A 17595-nucleotide genomic window follows, 5' to 3' on the forward strand; every position below is an offset into this window, starting at 1 on the left:
AATGATGCTCATCGGAGTGCTGTCCGATACGCATATGCCGAAAATGGCCCGTCGGCTCCCTTCGCGTCTCGTGCAGAAGCTGAAAAAGGCGGATCTTATTTTGCATGCGGGCGACTGGTGCTCGCTAGCGGTGTGGGAGGAGTTGTCCGCGATTGCGCCGGTGGAGGGGGTTGCGGGAAACAACGACGGCAGCGATATCGTCCGCCGTTTCGGATATAAGAAGCGGCTCGAGCTGGAGGGCGTCCGCATCGGCATCGTACACGGCCATCAGCCGCTTGGACGAAGCGGCACCGAGCGAAACGCGATGAGCGCGTTCGCCGACAATCCGGTTCATGTCATTATATTCGGGCATTCGCACATCCCGGTCTGCAAGACCGTTGGCCATACGCTGCTGTTCAACCCCGGCTCTCCTACCGACAAGCGGCGCCAGCCGCAGTATTCTTTCGGTTTGCTGCACATTCATGACGGCAAAGTCAAGGCGGAGCATCTGTTTTTCAAAGACAAAACGTGAACGCCGACCGCTGGTGCCTACCAAAAGCAGAAGGCAACAAAACCGGAGCGGGAAGAAGCGGCGGCACGACGGCAGCGTTCGCGGCGGCAGCGGCCGTCGGCTCCGCGGCGCAGATGAGACGAATGCCGTACAGCCAAGGCGAGCAAGCGCCTTGGCTCGTTTGCGTGGCCATGATCGCGAATGCTATACGAGCGCCCCGGCTTGCCGGACGATTTGCATGGCGCGTTCGTAATCCTCTTCTTCGACGACCAGCGTCAGCAAAATATCGCGTCCTGTCGTCTGGTTGTCGTCCCCGCCGGAGCTCATGCCGCTCGCGCTGACGCTTGCGGCTGCGAGCACGGCCGCGTCCCGGTCTTCAAAATCGCCCCCGAGCGTCAAATACCCGAGTCCGGGGAAATCGCCGGTAACCGGATTTTCGATACGATCGATGCCGTCGCCGGGGTAGCCGTCGATCCGATCGACGGACGAATCGACGACACGGACATCTTTCAGCAAGTTCAGCGCTTCTTTCGCCTCTTCCGGGCTTTTGAAGAAAGCCAAAATATTTTTCTCCGCCATAACGGTCTCCTTCCAATGCTGAATTTTCGTTATAGTTTGCGCCGGCTTCTTCTGCAATATCGCGCTGCAAACGTTGCAAATGTTGGCGCGAATAAGCGGGATGCGCGATGCGCATCACTAAAGCGACAAGGATCTACCGGGAGGATGGCCGCTCATGGTTAATTTTTTGGTGAAATGGGTCTTAAACGGGATTGTCGTTGTTCCTTTGCTTATGCTGTATGCCGGCGTTTCGTTCTCGGAATCGTTCGTTGCCGCCACTTTGCTCGTAGTCGTCGCATACGGCATCGGAGATCAGTTTATTTTTCGTTATACGAATAATGGAATGGCCACTGTCGCGGATTTCATTCTGGCATGCGCCGTGCTATGGCTGGCCGCCGTTTTGACGGGCTGGGATCTGAGCGCCGGAGAAATAACGGTTATTGCCGTCATCCTGGGCATCACGGAGTACTTCTATCACCGGTATTTTCTGCGCGAAAATGTATTCGGAGGCTTATAAAAAACTCATCACACTTTTGTTCCACCGCAAATAGCCCAATACACTAGTGCTCACTGTAATCGTGACAAGTATTGTCATATAGTAAACCAAGCGGAGGCTGCCGGCCTTCGTTTTTTTTATGAAGCCGTATCTTTTGGCCGCTTCCGTTCGTTTACAGAATGAAGGCGTCTTGAAGAGAAAAGGAGGTGCGGGGATGCCATCGCAACGGGGTCGAGGCGGCCGGGACAGCGGCTTGGAATTTGAAATCGCCGTGATAAGAGACGCGCTTGTCCGCTACGGTCTGTCCCTCACGGGATCGCCGTGGGATGCGGAAGATTTGGCCCAGGAGGCGTGTCTGAAGGCGATGCCCGTTCTGCAGCGCAGACTGCAGCATGACAATCCGGTAGCTTACGCGCTGCGTATCGCCAAAAACGTCTGGATCGATCAGCAGCGGCGGAACCGATTGTTCCGGCAGCTGATGGAGAACGGTCTGCCCGGGATGAAAACGGCCGAAAAGGACGCTGCGGAAGAAACGGAGGCGGTTATGAACATGCTGCTTTCACGTCTGTCGCCGATGCAATGCGTCATTTTTCTGCTTCGGGAAGCGATGGGCTATACGGGGCCGGAGACGGCGAATATGCTCGGCTGTTCGGAAGGAGCGGTCAAATCGGCGCTGTACCGGGCGCGCAGAGCGCTGGAACGAATGCGCCGCGCCGGCGTCGAGGCGCTGCCGGAGCGGAGCGGGAGCGTCAAGCGCGAGCTGGCATACGCTTTTGCGGCCGCCTTCCGCATCGGCGATGCTTACGCGCTTATCCGGCTCGTTCAAGATGACGGATTCGACAGTACGCCGACAGCCTTTGTCATCGTTTCCCGTCCGGACGGCGCGCCGGAATGCCGACTGGACGGCGGCACGGCAATGGCGCTGATGTCGGCGTAAAGGAGGGCGAACAGGATGAGTCTAGTCCCTTATGTCGTGGAGCAGACGAGCCGCGGAGAGCGGAGCTACGATATCTATTCGCGTCTGCTGCGCGACCGGATCGTACTGGTCGGCGACGCAATCGACGACCAAATGTCGAATGCGGTTGTGGCGCAGCTTCTGTTTCTGGCGGCAGACGATCCGGAGAAGGATATCCAGATGTTTATCAATAGCCCCGGAGGCTCCATAACGGCCGGCATGGCGATTTACGATACGATGCAGTACATCAAGCCCGACGTATCGACGATTTGTATCGGCATGGCGGCGAGTTTCGGCGCGCTGCTGCTTGCCGGAGGAACGAAGGGCAAACGGTATGCGCTGCCCAACAGCGAAATGATGATCCACCAGCCGCTTGGCGGAGCCAAAGGCCAGGCGGTCGACATCAAAATCCATGCGGAATGGATTCTCCGCACGAGAGAAAAAGTCAACCGGATTATGGCGAAGCATACGGGTCAGCCGATCGAGCGGATCGAACGCGATTCGGACCGCGATTATTACATGAGCGCCGATGAAGCGGCAACCTACGGTTTGGTCGACCGTATCATTTCCGCCTTGTAGTTTCCTGGCTCATGCCAGTTTCCATGCAGCGGCCCGCCGGACGTATTGATCCGTCGGGCCGCCGGTCGTTATAATGGAGTAATGGCCGCAACGGCCAAATGGCGGTCGAATCTGTTATTGATGATGGAAACAAAGGAAGTGGAGATGCGATGAAAGGCCCCACAGACAGGCGCAAGGTAACGTTCGCGTTATTCATCGCCACGTTTCTGGCCGCAATCGAAGGGACGATCGTCAGTACGGCCATGCCGAAAATAACGGGCGAACTGCACGGGCTGGAACAGTACAGCTGGGTCATATCCGTCTATTTGCTCGCGACGGTGATCGGAACGCCCATATACGGCAAGCTGGCCGATCTGTACGGCCGCAAAAGCGTCTTCATGACCGGCGCGCTTATTTTTCTTGCCGGGTCCATGCTTTCCGGCTTGTCCCAAACGATGGAGCAGCTTATTCTGTTCCGGGTTGTGCAGGGACTCGGAGCCGGTGCGCTCATTACCGTTCCTTATACGATCATTGCGGATATTTACCCGTTCGAGCAGCGGGGCAAAGTGCTCGGTTGGACCGCGAGTATTTGGGGAATTGCCGGCATCGCCGGTCCGCCGGTCGGCGGCTTGCTCGTCGATTATGTGTCGTGGCGGGCGATCTTTTACATGAATTTGCCGTTCGGAATGGTCGCCTTGACGTTGTTCCACTTGTCTTTTCGCGAGTCGTTCGAACGCAGGAAGCGGCACATCGATTACCCGGGAATCGTGACGTTCGCCGGCGGCATGTTCTGTTTTCTGTATGCGCTGACGCTGCTCGGCGGCGAAACCGGAACGCCGGTCTCCCGGACCGGAACGTTGTTATGGCTGGCGGGCGCCGCCGTCTTGCTGACAGCGTTCTTCATCGCGGAAAGACGTTCCCCGGAGCCGATCGTGCCGCTCGGACTGTTCCGAATTCGCACGATCAGCACGGCCAACGCCGACAGCTTTCTGATCTGCGTCATTAATGTGGCGGCGATCTTTTATGTCCCGCTATGGATTCAGGGCGTTTACGGCGAATCGGCCACCTATTCCGGTCTGGCGATGATTCCGCTGTCCGTCGGATGGCCTCTCGGTTCGATCGTAGCGGGCAATTTGATGGCGAAAATCGGCATGCGCCGTCTCTCGATAACCGGAGCGTTGTTTCTTATCGCAGGCAGCGCCGGCTTCGCGACGATGACCGCCTCCACGCCGGTCTGGATGCTGATGATTTTCACGTTCCTTGCCGGCATGTCGTTCGGTTTGTCGTTAACGTCGTTCACCGTCGCCATCCAGTCTGCCGTCGGCTGGGAGGTACGGGGCTCTGCGACAGCGATGAACAACTTCATCCGTAACCTGGGGCAGACCGTCGGCATCGCCGTGTTCGGGATGATGCTGCATACCGGCAGCGCGAACACGCTGGAACCCGCGAAGCTGGAAGCAAGTCTGCATGGCATATTTCTCGTCATTCTCGCGCTGTCGTTCGTCGCGCTGCTTCTTTCGCTGAATTTGCCGAAGCAGGAAGAGCGGGCGGAGCCCGCCGCTTCCTGACGGGATCTGCCGTTAGCCCGCTCTAGGCGTCGTAGCGGCCATAGCTGCGCGCGAACGACCGCATCCGGTTGTAAGCGGTCCGATCGAGCTTGCGAAGCGGATGAAACTGCGGATGATTCGAATTTACTTCGAGAATCCACAGTTTCCCGTTCTTGTCGAAGGCCCAGTCGATTCCCATCTCGTACATGCCCGACCGTTTGGCCGCCAGTATGCGGGACACCTTCTCGGACAGGCGGGATAAATCGCGAATCTTCGACTTGATTGCGGATTCGGGCAGCCTTTTGCGCTTCAGCAGCTTGCGGATTGGCCATATTTGTCCGCCCTGATAATAGTTGGTGACGATTCGGTCGGCGGCGCCGACTTTGACAAGAAAGCCGGTGCAAGTCCACGGCCCGCCCGGCCGGCGCTGCACCATGGCGCGAATGTCGTACGGCCGGGCTTCGACGGTGTCGAGCGGTATGGCGCGCTGAACGATCCGTTTTTGGCGTTTCGATTGCAGATGGCGATATAGCTTCATCAGATTGGCAAAAGTCCGCTTGCGCACGCTGCGCCGGCGGGTCGACCTCAGCACGTACCCGTCGCCGGTGCGCGTCATTTTGTGGATTCCGATGCCGAGTGAACCGATGTCCGGCTTGATGTAAAGCGAGCGGTGAGCGGCGGCCATCCGCTTCAGCGACGCTTCCGTCAGACGGGCCGTTTGCGGAACGAATGCCCGGGTGCGCTTATCGCTTTTCAAATAACGGCAAACGTTAAGCTTTCCCCATATCGCACGGCTGTTGTAGCGTTTCCTGAACACGGCAATCACCTCTTGACCAACATATGCAGGACGCCTCTCAGGGACTGTACATATAACTATACGGGCCGCACAATTCGAAACGGCGATATAAGATATAGCGGAAAATATAGCGAAAATTAGCGATAGGATATAGTGAAAGAGGTTCTTTCCGCCGCCGTGCAATTGACATGGCGGCGCCGTCCCTATATACTTACAAATATAAAGTTACTAAAATATAGATTGATAATTGGAGGGGACGGTCATGAATCAAGCAGCCATTCACCCGCAAACGGCACTTGGGCGCGTACGGCTGAATATTGTCGATCTGGAGAAGTCCATTGCGTTTTACCGCGAAGTTGTCGGGTTGACGCTGCTGAAGCGGTCGGAGGGCGCGGCCGTATTGGGCGTACCTCCGGGCGTACCGCTTGTGGAGCTTGAGGAAGGGGCTACGGGCAGTCTTCCGAGACGCGCATATGCCGGACTGTATCATTTTGCCATCCTGCTTCCGGATCGCGTCCGCTTGGGCGAAGCATTGAGAAGGCTGATCGAGCACGACATTCCGTTCGGCCAGGCGGATCATCTCGTCAGCGAAGCGTTGTACATTCACGATCCGGACGGAAACGGCATCGAGATCTATGCCGACCGGCCCCGCGATCAGTGGACCTGGAACGAGCGGGGAGAAGTGGCGATGTCAACCGATCCGCTCGACCTGGAGGGCTTGCTCAGAGCGTCCGTCGGCCGGAAAGGCCAACAAATGCCCGAGGGAACGACGATGGGCCATGTCCATCTTCATGTAAGCGATCTGGGAGCGTCCCGATCGTTCTATCACGGCATACTCGGTTTCGGCGTGACGGCCCGCTATGGCCCCCAGGCCTTGTTCGTCTCCGCGGGAGGCTATCATCATCATCTCGGATTGAATACGTGGGCAGGCGCCGGCGCTCCGCTGCCGCCGGAGAACGCGCCCGGGCTGCGCTTCTTTACGGTCGTTCCGCCCGATGCGCAAGCTTACGGCGACGTCTTGCGGCGGCTGGAAGAAGCCGGCTGCCGAGTCGAGCGCCACGCGGAAGAGGCGTTTGCGCTGGACCCTTCCGGCATCCGCATCCGCTTCCGGCTGCCGGAGGCGGAAGCTGTCGTATGAGACGTCCGCGGCGCTTCATATACGGCCGGATCTATAGCGGATACAAGGTTTGACGCTTGCGTTTTCGCCGGACGAAAAGCAGCAGCGCCGCCGTCGCGTTGGCGAAGGCGGCGCTGCTGCGCTTTGGAATCGTTATTCGTTCGTACTTTCGGGCGCCGGATCCCCGTTGTTGCCGAGCCTGAGCACTTCGATCAGCTTGAAGAAGAGGCTGAGCGCGATGGCGGCAACGGTGGCAAGCGCCATTCCTTTCAGCTCGAAAGAACCCCATGCAAACTTCGTGCCGCTTACGCCGAGAACGAGTACGACGGCCGTCAAGATCATGTTTTGCGGTTTGCCGTAATCGACTTTCGCATCGACGAGCATCCGGAGTCCGGCTACGGCGATGACGCCGAACAGCATAATCGACACGCCGCCGAGCACCGGCGTCGGCACATTCGCGATGACAGCCGACAGCTTCCCGAAAAACGACAATATAATCGCGAGCACCGCCGCTCCGCCGATGACGAATACGGAGAATACGCGGGTCAGCGTCATGACGCCGATGTTTTCGCCGTAGGTGGTGTTCGGCGTCGAGCCGACGAAGCCGGATAGAAGCGTGGAGACGCCGTTGCCGATCAGCGAGCGGTGAAGGCCGGGATCGCGCGTCAGGTCGCGTCCGACGATCTTTTCCGTCACGAACAGATGGCCGATATGCTCGACGATGACGACCAGCGCCGCCGGCAAGACGATCAGGACGACGGACAGGTCGAATTTCGGGAACGTAAAGTCCGGCATCACGAAGAAGCTTGCCTTTCTTACGGGGGCAAGATCGACGAGACCCGCCGCCCAGGCGATCGCGTATCCGGCAACGAACCCGATCAGAATCGGAATGATCTTCAGAAATCCGCGAAACAGCACGTTGCCCAGTATAATAATGAGCAGAGTGGCGAACGAGACGAGCACCGCTTTCGGGTCGGGGCTCCACGATGCGGCCGCAGCGCCCTCCGGCGGTATCCATCCGGCCATCCGGGCGGCGACGGGCACAAGCTCCAGGCCGATTACCGCCACGATCGCGCCCATCGCGGCCGGCGGGAAGACGATGTCGATCCACTTCGTCCCGATCGCCTTCACAAGCAGGCCGACGAGCGTAAAGACGAGGCCGACGACGATGAACGCTCCGAGCACGTAAGGATATTTCTCGGGCGTATTGTCGCCGAGGACCAGCGTGACCGGCGAAATGAACGCGAAGCTGGAGCCGAGATAGGCCGGGATCCGCCCTTTGCAAATGAACAGATACAGCAGCGTGCCGATGCCGTTCATCAGCAGAATCGTCCCGACGTCGACCTTGAACAGAATCGGGACCAGTACCGTCGAGCCAAACATCGCGAACAGGTGCTGGAGGCTCAGCGGCAAGCTTTGGAGCAGCGGCGGACGCTCGTCCACCTGAATGACACGATTCACATCATTTCCCCCAATAACGTCTTAATCTTGCTTAAACCTTTAACATCTTACCAGAATCGAAGGCTTTTGACAGCCTATTTCTTCAAAAAAAAATAGCAAACCTCGCGGGAACCGGCTTGGAGGACGATAAGGGCGATCAGGGAAGCGAGGGACGACAGGGACTCCGGGGTGATCGGGGCCGGGACGATTGGGAAAGCGAGGACGGCAGACATGCGGAGCACCATACAGACCCGGGGACTATCGGGGAAGCCGGGGGCGACTGGGGACGCCGGAGCGCAGCGGCGCGGCCAGGCCGGCATCACCCCGCAAGACTACAGCTTTTGCACTGCAAGCGTCTGCACGCGGCGAATTCAGTACGTATGCCGCAGTTGCTCCTCGGTCACAACAGCGAGCTTCACCAGCCCGGCGATTTTCCCGGCATCGTGGGTCGACATCAGACGCCACAGGGCCGGATCGGGAAAAGCTTCTTGCAACTTGTCGTCCGAATATTCCCGCCGATCCTGCACGTTAATCTTCAGGATATAATCGCCGTAAGCCCGCTTCGCGATCCCGTCATGTCCGTCAAGCAGCTCGTTCCGCAGCTTGCCAAGCTCTTCGTTTACCTCCGCAGCCAGCTTTTTCAGCTCGAAATACCGTTTGAGCTTTTCCTCCATACCGAACTCCTCCTCGCGTCATCTGATATCCGTTCAGTTTATGAGCGTTCGGGAAAAAATCAGACCTGCGCGTCGTCGTCCCGCCGCAGCGGACGGCGGAACGCGGCCTTTGGCTTGCGGGTTTAAATCGGCAGCCGGGAGGTCATAAATAGATAGACAACGGGGCATTCGCGCGCCGTCTGCCGCGTTCAAAAAAATGTCGAAATTTAGACACGAATTATACATAAATGTTAAAAGCGATTTTTCAGCCGAAAAATAAGAATTTATTGGTATTTTCTTCGAATATTAAGGCCGTATGAATATAAATATGTTAAAATAAATAGCGACCAATGTACCAAAACCGCAACTTTTGCAGTTTTTGTCCGTTCTATCGGCATTTTTGGCTATCAATGCCTGGGAATGACATGTTACAAATGTGGAGAATTTTTGTACGTTGGTGTATGATGGCAACGAGAGTGGTTGAAGCAAACAAGCGAGGTGGCGAAAACCGCAATGACGTCAGACGGTACGAACAATCAGAATCCATGGCAGAACTATTACGGACCGAACTACGGTTACGTGCAGGAACAATACGAACGGTATTTGAACGATCCCGGTTCGGTCGATGCGACCTTCAGGGAGCTGTTCGATCGCTGGGGAAGTCCTCCGCTGGCGCCCGCTCACGGCGCATCGGCCGATTTTGTCGCGCCTTCTTCCGGCGCTCCGTCCCACGATCTTCTGCGCAAGGTGGTCGCGGCGGAGAAATTGGTCTGGAATATTCGGACTTACGGCCATCTGGCTGCCGATATCGATCCGCTGGAACTGCGGGCCAAAGGAGACACCCGGCTTCTGGACCCGAGCACTTATCATTTGACGGAGGCCGATCTTGAGGCGATTCCGGCGTCGCTGATCTGGGAGCATGCTCCGAGCGATGTGCGCACGGGAAAAGACGCGATCAAGCGCCTTCTTCAGACGTATACGAAAACGATTGCCTTTGAATTTTCCCATGTTCATCAGGAGGAAGAGCGGGACTGGCTGAATCGCCAGGCCGAACTCGCGATGTCTTCCGTCACGCTGAGTCCGGAGGAGAAGAAGGCGCTGCTGCGCCGCCTGACCCAAGTCGAACAGTTCGAAGTGTTTCTGCATCGGACGTTTGTCGGACAAAAGCGCTTTTCCATTGAAGGCGTCGATATGCTCGTCCCGATGATCGATGGACTTATTCGCGCGTTCGCCGACAACGGCATCAAGCATGTGCTGATGGGAATGGCTCACCGCGGCCGCCTGAATGTGCTGGCGCATGTGCTCGGCAAGCCTTACGGCAAAATCTTTTCCGAATTCCATCATTCGCCGAATAAAGATATGATTCCGTCCGAAGGGTCGATGGGGATAAATTACGGCTGGACCGGCGACGTTAAATATCATCTGGGAGCGGATTATTCCTACAGCGGCAAAAAATCGAACGTAACCCGCGTGACGCTGGCGAACAACCCGAGCCATCTGGAGTTCGTCAACCCGGTCGTCGAAGGGTTTACCCGCGCCGCTCAGGAGGATCGGACGCAGGCCGGATATCCGCGCCAGGATTACGACAAGGCAGCGACGATTCTCGTTCACGGGGATGCCGCGTTCCCGGGCGAAGGCATTGTGGCGGAGACGCTCAATTTCAATCAGCTTCCGGGCTACCGCAACGGCGGAACGGTTCATATTATCGCGAACAACCGGATCGGCTTCACGACGGAAAGCCACGATTCCCGGTCGACTTTGTACGCCAGCGATCTGGCCAAAGGCTTTGAAATTCCGATCGTGCACGTCAACGCTGACGATCCGATAGCCTGCATCGCCGCGGTGCGGCTGGCGAGCGAATACCGTCTGCGGTTCAAGAAAGATTTTCTAATCGATCTGGTCGGGTACCGGCGGTTCGGCCATAACGAATCGGACGATCCGGAAGCGACCCAGCCGCTTATTTACCAAGTCGTCCGGAACCATCCGACGATCGCCGCCAAATGGGGCGAGCAGCTGGTGGCGGAAGGATTGATCAGCAAGGCGGAAATCAAGGAAATGCAAGAAGAGATCGTAGCCGAAATGAAAGAGGCGTACGATCGGGTCAAGCGCCAGGAAAAGCTGGAGTACGCCCTTCAGAAGAGCGAGCCGCTCAGCACGCAGCGCAACACGGAGACGACGACAGCCGTTCCGCTCAAAAAGCTGAAGGAAATCAACGCCGCGATGCTGGAGCGCCCGGAAGGGTTTACGGTGTATCCGAAGCTGCAGCGCATTCTGGAGCGCCGCGCCAACGCCCTCGAGGAGGGCGAGAAAGTCGACTGGGCGCATGCCGAGGCGCTTGCATTTGCGACTATACTCGCCGACGGCAAGCCGATCCGGCTGACCGGTCAAGATTCGGAACGCGGCACGTTCGCTCATCGCCATCTGGTGCTGCATGACGTCAAGACGGGCGAGACGTTCTCGCCGCTGCACCGGCTGCCGCAGGCCAAAGCGTCGTTCGCGATTCACAACAGTCCGTTGTCCGAAGCGTCGGTGCTCGGGTTCGAATACGGCTACAACGTGTTTTCGCCGGAAACGCTTGTGCTGTGGGAAGCGCAATTCGGCGATTTCACGAACGTCGCGCAAGTCATTATCGACCAGTTCATCAGCGCCGGGCGCGTGAAATGGTCGCAGCGCTCTTCCATCGTGCTGCTGCTGCCGCACGGCTACGAAGGCCAGGGGCCGGAGCACTCGAGCGCGCGGCTCGAACGCTTCTTGCAGATGGCGGCGGAAGACAACTGGACCGTGGCGAACTTGACGACGGCGGCCCAATACTTCCATCTGCTTCGCCGTCAAGCCGCGCTGACCGAAAGCGATCACGCCCGCCCGCTCGTGCTGATGGCGCCGAAGAGCTTGCTCCGCAATCCGCGGGTCGCGTCGCCGGCCGCCGATTTTGCAAGCGGGACCTTCAAGACCGTACTGGAGCAGCCCGGCTCCGGCGGAAGACCGGATCGCGTCGGCCGGCTCATCCTGTGTACGGGCAAAGTGGCCGTCGATCTCGAAGAAGCGCTGTCTGCGCTTGAGGAAGCCGAACGGGATTGGATCCATGTCGTCCGGGTGGAACAATTGTACCCGTTCCCGAAGGATGAGATCGCGGGGATTCTGAAAAAATATGCGAATGCCAGCGAAATCGTATGGCTCCAGGAAGAGCCGAAAAATATGGGCGCGTGGTCATACATCGAACCGAGGCTGAGGGCGATCGCGCCGCGGCCGGACATCATCCGCTACATCGGCCGTCCGGAGCGGGCCAGCACCGCAAGCGGATATCAGAACGTTCACAGTTACGAGCAGCAGCAAATCATCGCAGCGGCCATGAAGCAGCGGGCCCGGGAAACTCAAGCGTAAGGAGAGGTTGTCACCGTGAACGAAATCAAAGTGCCCGCTATGGGCGAATCGATAACCGAAGGAACCATTTCCAGATGGCTGGTTAAAGAAGGCGATACGGTCAATGAAGGAGATGCGCTCCTCGAGCTGGAAACCGATAAAGTCAATCTGGAAATCAGCGCGGAAGCGAGCGGTGTATTGACCGAAATCCGCTTCCGCGAAGGCGATAACGTACAGGTCGGCGAGACAGTGGGCATTATTTCCGATGCGGCGGCCGGCGCGGCGCCGGCCGCCCGGGAGCAGGCCAAGCCGGCCGAGCCGGAAGGCAAAGCCGAACCGGCACCGGCCCAATCGGCGCCGGCCGCAGCTGCGCCGCAGCCGGCCCCGGCTGCCGCAGCCGCAGGCCGCGGGGAAGGAACGGCAAACGCTTCGCCGGCGGCACGCAAGCTGGCCAGAGAGCGCGGAATTCCGCTCGACAGCGTACAAACGAAAGATCCGATCGGCCGCATCCGCCCGGAGGATGTGCTGTCGCACGGCACCGCCGGCTCGGCGCCGCAAGCGGCGGCTAATGCGACCGCGCCGAAAGCAGCGGCCCCTGCCGCTGCGCCGGCGGCGGACGCCGGCAAGCCGATTGAGCGCCAGCGCATGTCGCGGCGCCGTCAGACGATTGCGGCGCGGCTTGTCGAAGCGCAGCGCACGGCCGCGATGCTGACGACGTTCAACGAGGTAGATATGACGGCGATCCTCGATATTCGCAAGCGCCGCAAACAATCGTTCCAGGAAAAGCATGACGTCGGACTCGGCTTCATGTCCTTCTTCACCAAGGCGGTCGTCGGTGCGCTGAAGCAGTTCCCGCTGCTGAATGCGGAAATTCAAGGGGACGAGCTGCTCGTGAAGAAGTTTTACGATATCGGCATTGCGGTATCGGCGAAGGAAGGGCTCGTCGTGCCGGTCGTGCGGGATGCCGACAGGCTCAGCTTTGCCGAGATCGAACGGCAGATCGCCGAGCTGGCGGCGAAGGCGCGCAGCAATGCGCTGACATTGTCGGACCTCCAGGGCGGCACGTTCACCATTACAAACGGCGGCGTTTTCGGTTCGCTGATGTCGACCCCGATTTTGAACGCTCCGCAGGTCGGCATTCTCGGCATGCATAAAATCCAATGGCGTCCGGTCGCGATCGATCAGGAAAAAATGGAAAACCGGCCGATGATGTACATCGCCTTGTCCTACGACCACAGGATCGTGGACGGCGCCGAAGCGGTCCGCTTCCTGGTCACGGTGAAAGAATTGCTGGAAGATCCGGAATCGCTCCTTCTGGAAGGCTAAGTTCGAACCTTCGCGGCCGGTCACAAGCCGCTTGCTTTTCCGGGTAGCGAAAGCTATAATGGGAAAAATAGGGATACAGACGAGGAACGGGAGAGTACCTTGGCGCAAACCGCTTGCAGCGAGCCGGGATGGTGGAAGCCGGCAGCGGACGGCAGGGGAAGCGGTCCCGGGAGTTGCATGCCCGAACGATGCCAGTAGGGTATGCCGGCGCAAGCCGTTAACATTGTTCAAGATGGGATTTCCGCCAGTGGCGGAAATACCAAGAAGAGTGGCACCGCGTAAAGCGACAAGCTTTCCGTCTCTTTGACAGAGACGGAAAGCTTTTTTATTTGGCGGGACACGGAAGGAGGAATAATGTATGCTGTTGCAATTGGCGGCGGAACGGATCGCGCCGCATCTGCCGGAAGCCGGCGTTGAAATTGCGGAATGGCTCGAATATCCGCCAAAACCGGAAATGGGCGACGTCAGCTTGCCTTGCTTCGTTTTGGCCAAACGGCTCAAGCGCTCCCCGCAGAGCATCGCCGCGGAAACGGCAGGCAAGCTGAACGAAGCGGACGGAGGCATCCGGGCGGAAGCGGCGGGCGGTTATCTTAATTTGCGCTTCGAACCTTCCGTCTGGAGCGCCCGGCTGCTTCGCCGCATCGCGGACGACAAGTTCGGACAGCCGGATTGGGGAAAGGGACGAACGGTCGTCATCGATATGTCGTCGCCGAATATCGCGAAGCCGTTCGGCGTCGGCCATCTGCGCTCGACGGTCATCGGCAACGCGCTCGGCAACCTGTACCGGGCGGCCGGCTACCGCGTCATCCGCGTCAATCATTTGGGGGATTGGGGAACCCAGTTCGGCAAGCTGATCGCCGCCTACAAGCGTTGGGGAAACGATGAAGCGCTCGCCGCCGAACCGATCCGGGAAAGCTTGCGGCTTTACGTGAAATTTCACGACGAGTCGGAGCGTTCGCCGAAGCTCGCAGACGAAGGCCGCGAGTGGTTCCGCCGGCTGGAAGCGGGCGACGATGAAGCGCGGCGGCTGTGGGACACATTTGTCCGCGCCAGTATGAAAGAATTCGACAGGGTATACGAACGGCTCGGCATCCGGTTCGATCATGTGCTCGGTGAGAGCTTCTATAATGACAAAATCGGCGCCGTCGTCGAGCGGCTCGCGGAGCAGTCGCTGCTGGAGGAAAGCGACGGCGCGCAGGTAGTCCGTCTGGCGGAAGAAGGGCTGCCGCCGTGTCTCATCCTGAAATCGGATGGCGCCACGATTTACCCGGCGCGCGATTTGGCCACCGCCATTTACCGCAAGGAAACGATGGGCGCGGATATGCTGCTGTACGTCGTCGGCGCCGAGCAAACGCTCCATTTCAAGCAAGTATTCGCCGTTCTCGCCCGGATGGGCTGTACGTGGAGCGAAGCTTGCCGTCATGTGCCGTTCGGACTGATGCGGATGAACGGGAAGAAAATGTCGACGCGCCGGGGACAGGTCGTATTTCTCGAAGAAGTGCTGGACGAAGCGGTCGCGAGAGCGGAGCGGATGATCGCGGACAAAAATCCCGAACTGCCGAATCGCAAAGAGGTTGCCGAAGTGATCGGCGTCGGAGCGGTCGTGTTCGGGGACCTGAAACATCGGCGGATGCTGGAAATCGACTTCAATCTGGATGAGGCGATCAGTTTCGACGGCGAAACCGGGCCCTATCTGCAATATACGTTTGCCCGGGCTTCCAGCCTGCTGCGCAAAGGACGGGACGACGTTCCCGATCGTGCCGACAATATCGACGGCGTGCATCTGTCCTCCCCTGAGGCGTGGATGTGCGTCAAGATGCTTTGCGGATATGAGGAGGCGCTGGCGGAAGCGCTGCGGGACGACGAGCCTTCCGTCATGGCGCGGTATTTGCTCGATCTCGCCAAAGCGTTCAACCGCTTCTACCACGCCGAGCGCATCGTTGCGGACAGCCGTTCCGAGCGCCGCGCAAAACTGACGCTTGTCTCGCTGGCGGCGCGGAAGCTGCAAAGCGGCATGGCTCTGCTCGGTCTGCGGACCCCCGAACGGATGTAGCCGATCATAGTCGATGCAGGGCGGCTTATGCCGATGAAACAAATAATGGTTCTCGTTCGTCTAATCGTTAAGGCTGGCGCAAGCTGGACAAACGTCTCATCATTTGCATAACCATTATTTTACAAAAATTATTGGCAAAGCTCGCTTGTTATTGCATAATGGGACATATGCCGTGACCAGACTGCGGCATACTTGGCTTTGATTTGGGGAAACATCGGAGGAGAGGCGAAATGCTGAAAAGGGAACGATTGAACGAGCTGGACCTCGTGCGCGCCATGGCGATCGTATGCGTCATCATGGTTCACGCCACGTCGTCGGCGATCGCCGAGACGACGGGGATGCGCTCGTTCGTCGTCTACAATTTTTTTAACATCTTTTTTCGGATCGGGACGCCCATTTTTATTTTTTTGAGCAGCTTCGTCCTGTTTTACAATTACTATCATCAGCCGTTTACGAAAGAAAAGCTGGCCCGCTTTTTCAGCAGACGCTTCATGTTTATTCTCATTCCGTACGTTATCTTCTCGATCGTGTTTTATCTTGTGCGCAACTACCAATATTTTGACGGCTGGTCGTTGATGTACACGCTTGAGCATTTCGGCATCCGGCTGCTGACCGGAAAAGCGAATGCCCATCTGTATTTTGTCATTATCAATATCCAATTTTATTTGATGTTTCCGATATTTCTTATGCTGTTCAAGAAAAGCAAATGGTTGCGGGTGCTGGCGCTTCCGCTCGGTTTTGCCATTCAGTGGGCTTTCGTGCTGCTGAACGCCGAATATTTCCACCTTCAATATAAAGGCAGCGTTTCTTTCTCATATATGAGCTATTTCTTTTTGGGCGCTTTTCTCGGCATCTATTTCGATAAATTTCAACAGTGGTTCAAGCCGGGCAAGCTGAAGAACGGCGGCTCGAAGCTGCCCGTCTGGCTGACGGTCTGGGCGTTGTGGGCGGCATCGGCTGCCGCGCATATTTGGGTCATGTATTCGGGCCGCACCGGGCTGCACAAGTGGAGCAGCGAAATGTACGACGCGGTATGGAATATCCACACTTATTTTTCGGCAATCGTCATGCTGCAGGCGGCTTTCTACTTGTACCATAACGCTCCGAAGTGGTCGATCCGCATGATGGCCGGCTTCGGCTCGATCTCGTTCGGCGTCTATTTGTTCCATCCGCTCGTCCTGCATTATTACCGGATGACGAAGCCCGATTGGCAAGGCATCCCGTTCCATCTGTGGTACGCAGGCGGATTTGTGCTCGCGGTTCTCGTATCGTGGCTGGTCGTCGGGCTTGTAACGAAATATTTCAAATGGTCGTGGCTCCTGTTCGGATCGGTTGCGAAGCAGAAGACGCCGCGGCCGAAGCAGGCTCCGGGCCAATACAGCGAAACGCCCCAGGCTTATTCGTAAGCCGGGGCTTTGCTTTTCTTGCCGCACCGTCCCTGGCATTTTATAATAAAACCAACGTTTGCAACGCGTTCCGGCAAAGGAGTGACTAACATGAGCGACATGCCGAAGCTGCTGATCGCGCTAGGCGTTATTTTGATCGTTGTCGGCGTCATATGGATGATCGGCGGACGGTGGCTGCCGTTCGGCCGTCTGCCCGGCGATATTGTCGTGGAAAAAGAAAATATGCGCTTCTATTTTCCGATCGTGACGTGCATCATTGTCAGCGTCGTGCTGTCGCTGATCGGCTTTGTCGTCAACCGCTTCTTCAAATAAAATGCAGCGCGGCCCTGCACGCGTTACAGCTGCCGAAAGGAGGCGACACGCCATGAACCCCGATTTCATCCGGTTGAAATCGCTGGAAGGCGAATTGAAGCTGTCGCACAAAAACAAGGACTATGGAATTACCGTATCGACGGCGGAATTTGTCATTCACAAGCCGCATGTCAACTACTTCATCCGGTTTGCCGATATGGTGAGCATCGTGCCGTACGAAGCGCCGGGCGGCGGCCGCATGGCCGTCCGGCATAAACGGCGCGGAGGAGCCGAGCTTGCGACGGCGAATCCGAGCCGCGACACGTACCGGATTTTCGTGCGCGGCGCGACCGTTCATAACCGGAGCGGCCGGTTCGATATCGGACCGATGGAGTTCGTGCTGCCGATCCACCGGGATCTGCTCGAGCTGGTGGCGCAATACAGCGGCATGGAGCTGTTTCGCTAGTCTGTTGGACGCATTTTTGCAAGCTGCGGAAGGAATCGGGACTTTTCGGGAGAATTGTTTGGAGAATTGATTATCGCAGCGTT

General features: G+C 57.8%; 16 protein-coding genes and 1 other annotated feature. Of the genes, 12 read left to right on the forward strand and 4 right to left on the reverse strand.

Annotated features, from left to right (window positions below):
• Window positions 1-4 precede the first annotated feature (4 nt).
• Window positions 5-511 (forward strand): metallophosphoesterase family protein, encoded by a 507-nt coding sequence (locus ABEV74_RS15420; protein ID WP_430147338.1) that lies wholly within the window; start codon window positions 5-7, stop codon window positions 509-511.
• A 183-nt stretch (window positions 512-694) separates the two neighbouring features.
• Here the strand turns inward: ABEV74_RS15420 and ABEV74_RS15425 are convergent, their stop codons facing one another.
• Window positions 695-1069 carry a hypothetical protein gene (locus ABEV74_RS15425; RefSeq protein WP_062493271.1) on the reverse strand — a complete coding sequence of 125 codons (375 nt, stop codon included), beginning with the start codon at window positions 1067-1069 and terminating at the stop codon, window positions 695-697.
• Window positions 1070-1223: 154 nt separating this feature from the next.
• Here ABEV74_RS15425 and ABEV74_RS15430 point away from each other — a divergent pair, with 154 nt between their 5' ends.
• From ABEV74_RS15430 to ABEV74_RS15445, 4 genes are all read left to right on the forward strand, one after another.
• Window positions 1224-1565, forward strand: a complete 342-nt coding sequence (locus tag ABEV74_RS15430; protein ID WP_430147231.1) for a DUF2512 family protein — start codon at window positions 1224-1226, stop codon at window positions 1563-1565.
• A gap of 193 nt (window positions 1566-1758) precedes the next feature.
• The gene (locus tag ABEV74_RS15435; protein ID WP_430147233.1) at window positions 1759-2481 is read left to right on the forward strand and encodes an RNA polymerase sigma factor; all 723 of its coding nucleotides are present in this window, start codon (window positions 1759-1761) and stop codon (window positions 2479-2481) included.
• 15 nt (window positions 2482-2496) lie between these two features.
• The gene (gene clpP, locus ABEV74_RS15440; RefSeq protein ID WP_430147235.1) at window positions 2497-3078 is read left to right on the forward strand and encodes an ATP-dependent Clp endopeptidase proteolytic subunit ClpP; all 582 of its coding nucleotides are present in this window, start codon (window positions 2497-2499) and stop codon (window positions 3076-3078) included.
• 149 nt (window positions 3079-3227) lie between these two features.
• On the forward strand, window positions 3228-4625 hold the full coding sequence (locus tag ABEV74_RS15445) for an MDR family MFS transporter (protein ID WP_430147237.1): 1398 nt from the start codon (window positions 3228-3230) through the stop codon (window positions 4623-4625).
• 22 nt (window positions 4626-4647) lie between these two features.
• Here the strand turns inward: ABEV74_RS15445 and ABEV74_RS15450 are convergent, their stop codons facing one another.
• A complete protein-coding gene (locus tag ABEV74_RS15450; protein WP_430147240.1) occupies window positions 4648-5421 on the reverse strand; it encodes a YheC/YheD family protein in 774 nt (257 codons plus the stop codon).
• A 241-nt stretch (window positions 5422-5662) separates the two neighbouring features.
• Here ABEV74_RS15450 and ABEV74_RS15455 point away from each other — a divergent pair, with 241 nt between their 5' ends.
• Complete coding sequence (locus ABEV74_RS15455) at window positions 5663-6538, forward strand: VOC family protein (RefSeq protein WP_430147242.1); 876 nt, start codon at window positions 5663-5665, stop codon at window positions 6536-6538.
• Window positions 6539-6670: 132 nt separating this feature from the next.
• Here ABEV74_RS15455 and uraA read toward each other — a convergent pair whose 3' ends face one another.
• Together uraA and ABEV74_RS15465 are read right to left on the reverse strand one after the other, a co-directional pair.
• The gene (uraA, locus tag ABEV74_RS15460) at window positions 6671-7978 is read right to left on the reverse strand and encodes a uracil permease (protein ID WP_430147245.1); all 1308 of its coding nucleotides are present in this window, start codon (window positions 7976-7978) and stop codon (window positions 6671-6673) included.
• Between the two features lie 350 nt (window positions 7979-8328).
• Window positions 8329-8631, reverse strand: a complete 303-nt coding sequence (locus tag ABEV74_RS15465; RefSeq protein WP_430147247.1) for a hypothetical protein — start codon at window positions 8629-8631, stop codon at window positions 8329-8331.
• Window positions 8632-9123: 492 nt separating this feature from the next.
• Here ABEV74_RS15465 and ABEV74_RS15470 point away from each other — a divergent pair, with 492 nt between their 5' ends.
• From ABEV74_RS15470 to ABEV74_RS15495, 6 genes are all read left to right on the forward strand, one after another.
• A complete protein-coding gene (locus ABEV74_RS15470) occupies window positions 9124-11991 on the forward strand; it encodes a 2-oxoglutarate dehydrogenase E1 component (RefSeq protein WP_430147250.1) in 2868 nt (955 codons plus the stop codon).
• A 15-nt stretch (window positions 11992-12006) separates the two neighbouring features.
• On the forward strand, window positions 12007-13296 hold the full coding sequence (gene odhB, locus ABEV74_RS15475; protein WP_062493261.1) for a 2-oxoglutarate dehydrogenase complex dihydrolipoyllysine-residue succinyltransferase: 1290 nt from the start codon (window positions 12007-12009) through the stop codon (window positions 13294-13296).
• 73 nt (window positions 13297-13369) lie between these two features.
• Window positions 13370-13602 (forward strand) — a binding site (T-box leader).
• Between the two features lie 52 nt (window positions 13603-13654).
• Window positions 13655-15349 (forward strand): arginine--tRNA ligase, encoded by a 1695-nt coding sequence (argS, locus tag ABEV74_RS15480; protein ID WP_430147253.1) that lies wholly within the window; start codon window positions 13655-13657, stop codon window positions 15347-15349.
• A gap of 230 nt (window positions 15350-15579) precedes the next feature.
• Entirely contained in the window at window positions 15580-16755 is a 1176-nt protein-coding gene (locus ABEV74_RS15485; protein ID WP_430147256.1) for an acyltransferase, read from the forward strand.
• A 90-nt stretch (window positions 16756-16845) separates the two neighbouring features.
• Window positions 16846-17067 (forward strand): DUF2905 domain-containing protein, encoded by a 222-nt coding sequence (locus ABEV74_RS15490; RefSeq protein WP_062493258.1) that lies wholly within the window; start codon window positions 16846-16848, stop codon window positions 17065-17067.
• A 52-nt stretch (window positions 17068-17119) separates the two neighbouring features.
• Window positions 17120-17512, forward strand: coding sequence for a hypothetical protein (locus ABEV74_RS15495; RefSeq protein WP_213530716.1), 393 nt, complete (start codon window positions 17120-17122; stop codon window positions 17510-17512).
• Window positions 17513-17595: the final 83 nt, after the last annotated feature.

This window comes from Paenibacillus cisolokensis (genome assembly GCF_050481165.1).
In the GTDB taxonomy this organism is placed as follows: domain Bacteria; phylum Bacillota; class Bacilli; order Paenibacillales; family Paenibacillaceae; genus Paenibacillus_AH; species Paenibacillus_AH cisolokensis.

Bases quoted from the DNA above. Each gene is read 5' to 3' on its own strand.
- ABEV74_RS15420 (WP_430147338.1), top strand. From the start codon at position 5: ATGCTCATCGGAGTGCTGTCCGATACGCATATGCCGAAAATGGCCCGT.
- ABEV74_RS15425 (WP_062493271.1), bottom strand. From the start codon at position 1,069: ATGGCGGAGAAAAATATTTTGGCTTTCTTCAAAAGCCCGGAAGAGGCG.
- ABEV74_RS15430 (WP_430147231.1), top strand. From the start codon at position 1,224: ATGGTTAATTTTTTGGTGAAATGGGTCTTAAACGGGATTGTCGTTGTT.
- ABEV74_RS15435 (WP_430147233.1), top strand. From the start codon at position 1,759: ATGCCATCGCAACGGGGTCGAGGCGGCCGGGACAGCGGCTTGGAATTT.
- clpP (WP_430147235.1), top strand. From the start codon at position 2,497: ATGAGTCTAGTCCCTTATGTCGTGGAGCAGACGAGCCGCGGAGAGCGG.
- ABEV74_RS15445 (WP_430147237.1), top strand. From the start codon at position 3,228: ATGAAAGGCCCCACAGACAGGCGCAAGGTAACGTTCGCGTTATTCATC.
- ABEV74_RS15455 (WP_430147242.1), top strand. From the start codon at position 5,663: ATGAATCAAGCAGCCATTCACCCGCAAACGGCACTTGGGCGCGTACGG.
- ABEV74_RS15465 (WP_430147247.1), bottom strand. From the start codon at position 8,631: ATGGAGGAAAAGCTCAAACGGTATTTCGAGCTGAAAAAGCTGGCTGCG.
- ABEV74_RS15470 (WP_430147250.1), top strand. From the start codon at position 9,124: ATGACGTCAGACGGTACGAACAATCAGAATCCATGGCAGAACTATTAC.
- argS (WP_430147253.1), top strand. From the start codon at position 13,655: ATGCTGTTGCAATTGGCGGCGGAACGGATCGCGCCGCATCTGCCGGAA.
- ABEV74_RS15485 (WP_430147256.1), top strand. From the start codon at position 15,580: ATGCTGAAAAGGGAACGATTGAACGAGCTGGACCTCGTGCGCGCCATG.
- ABEV74_RS15490 (WP_062493258.1), top strand. From the start codon at position 16,846: ATGAGCGACATGCCGAAGCTGCTGATCGCGCTAGGCGTTATTTTGATC.
- ABEV74_RS15495 (WP_213530716.1), top strand. From the start codon at position 17,120: ATGAACCCCGATTTCATCCGGTTGAAATCGCTGGAAGGCGAATTGAAG.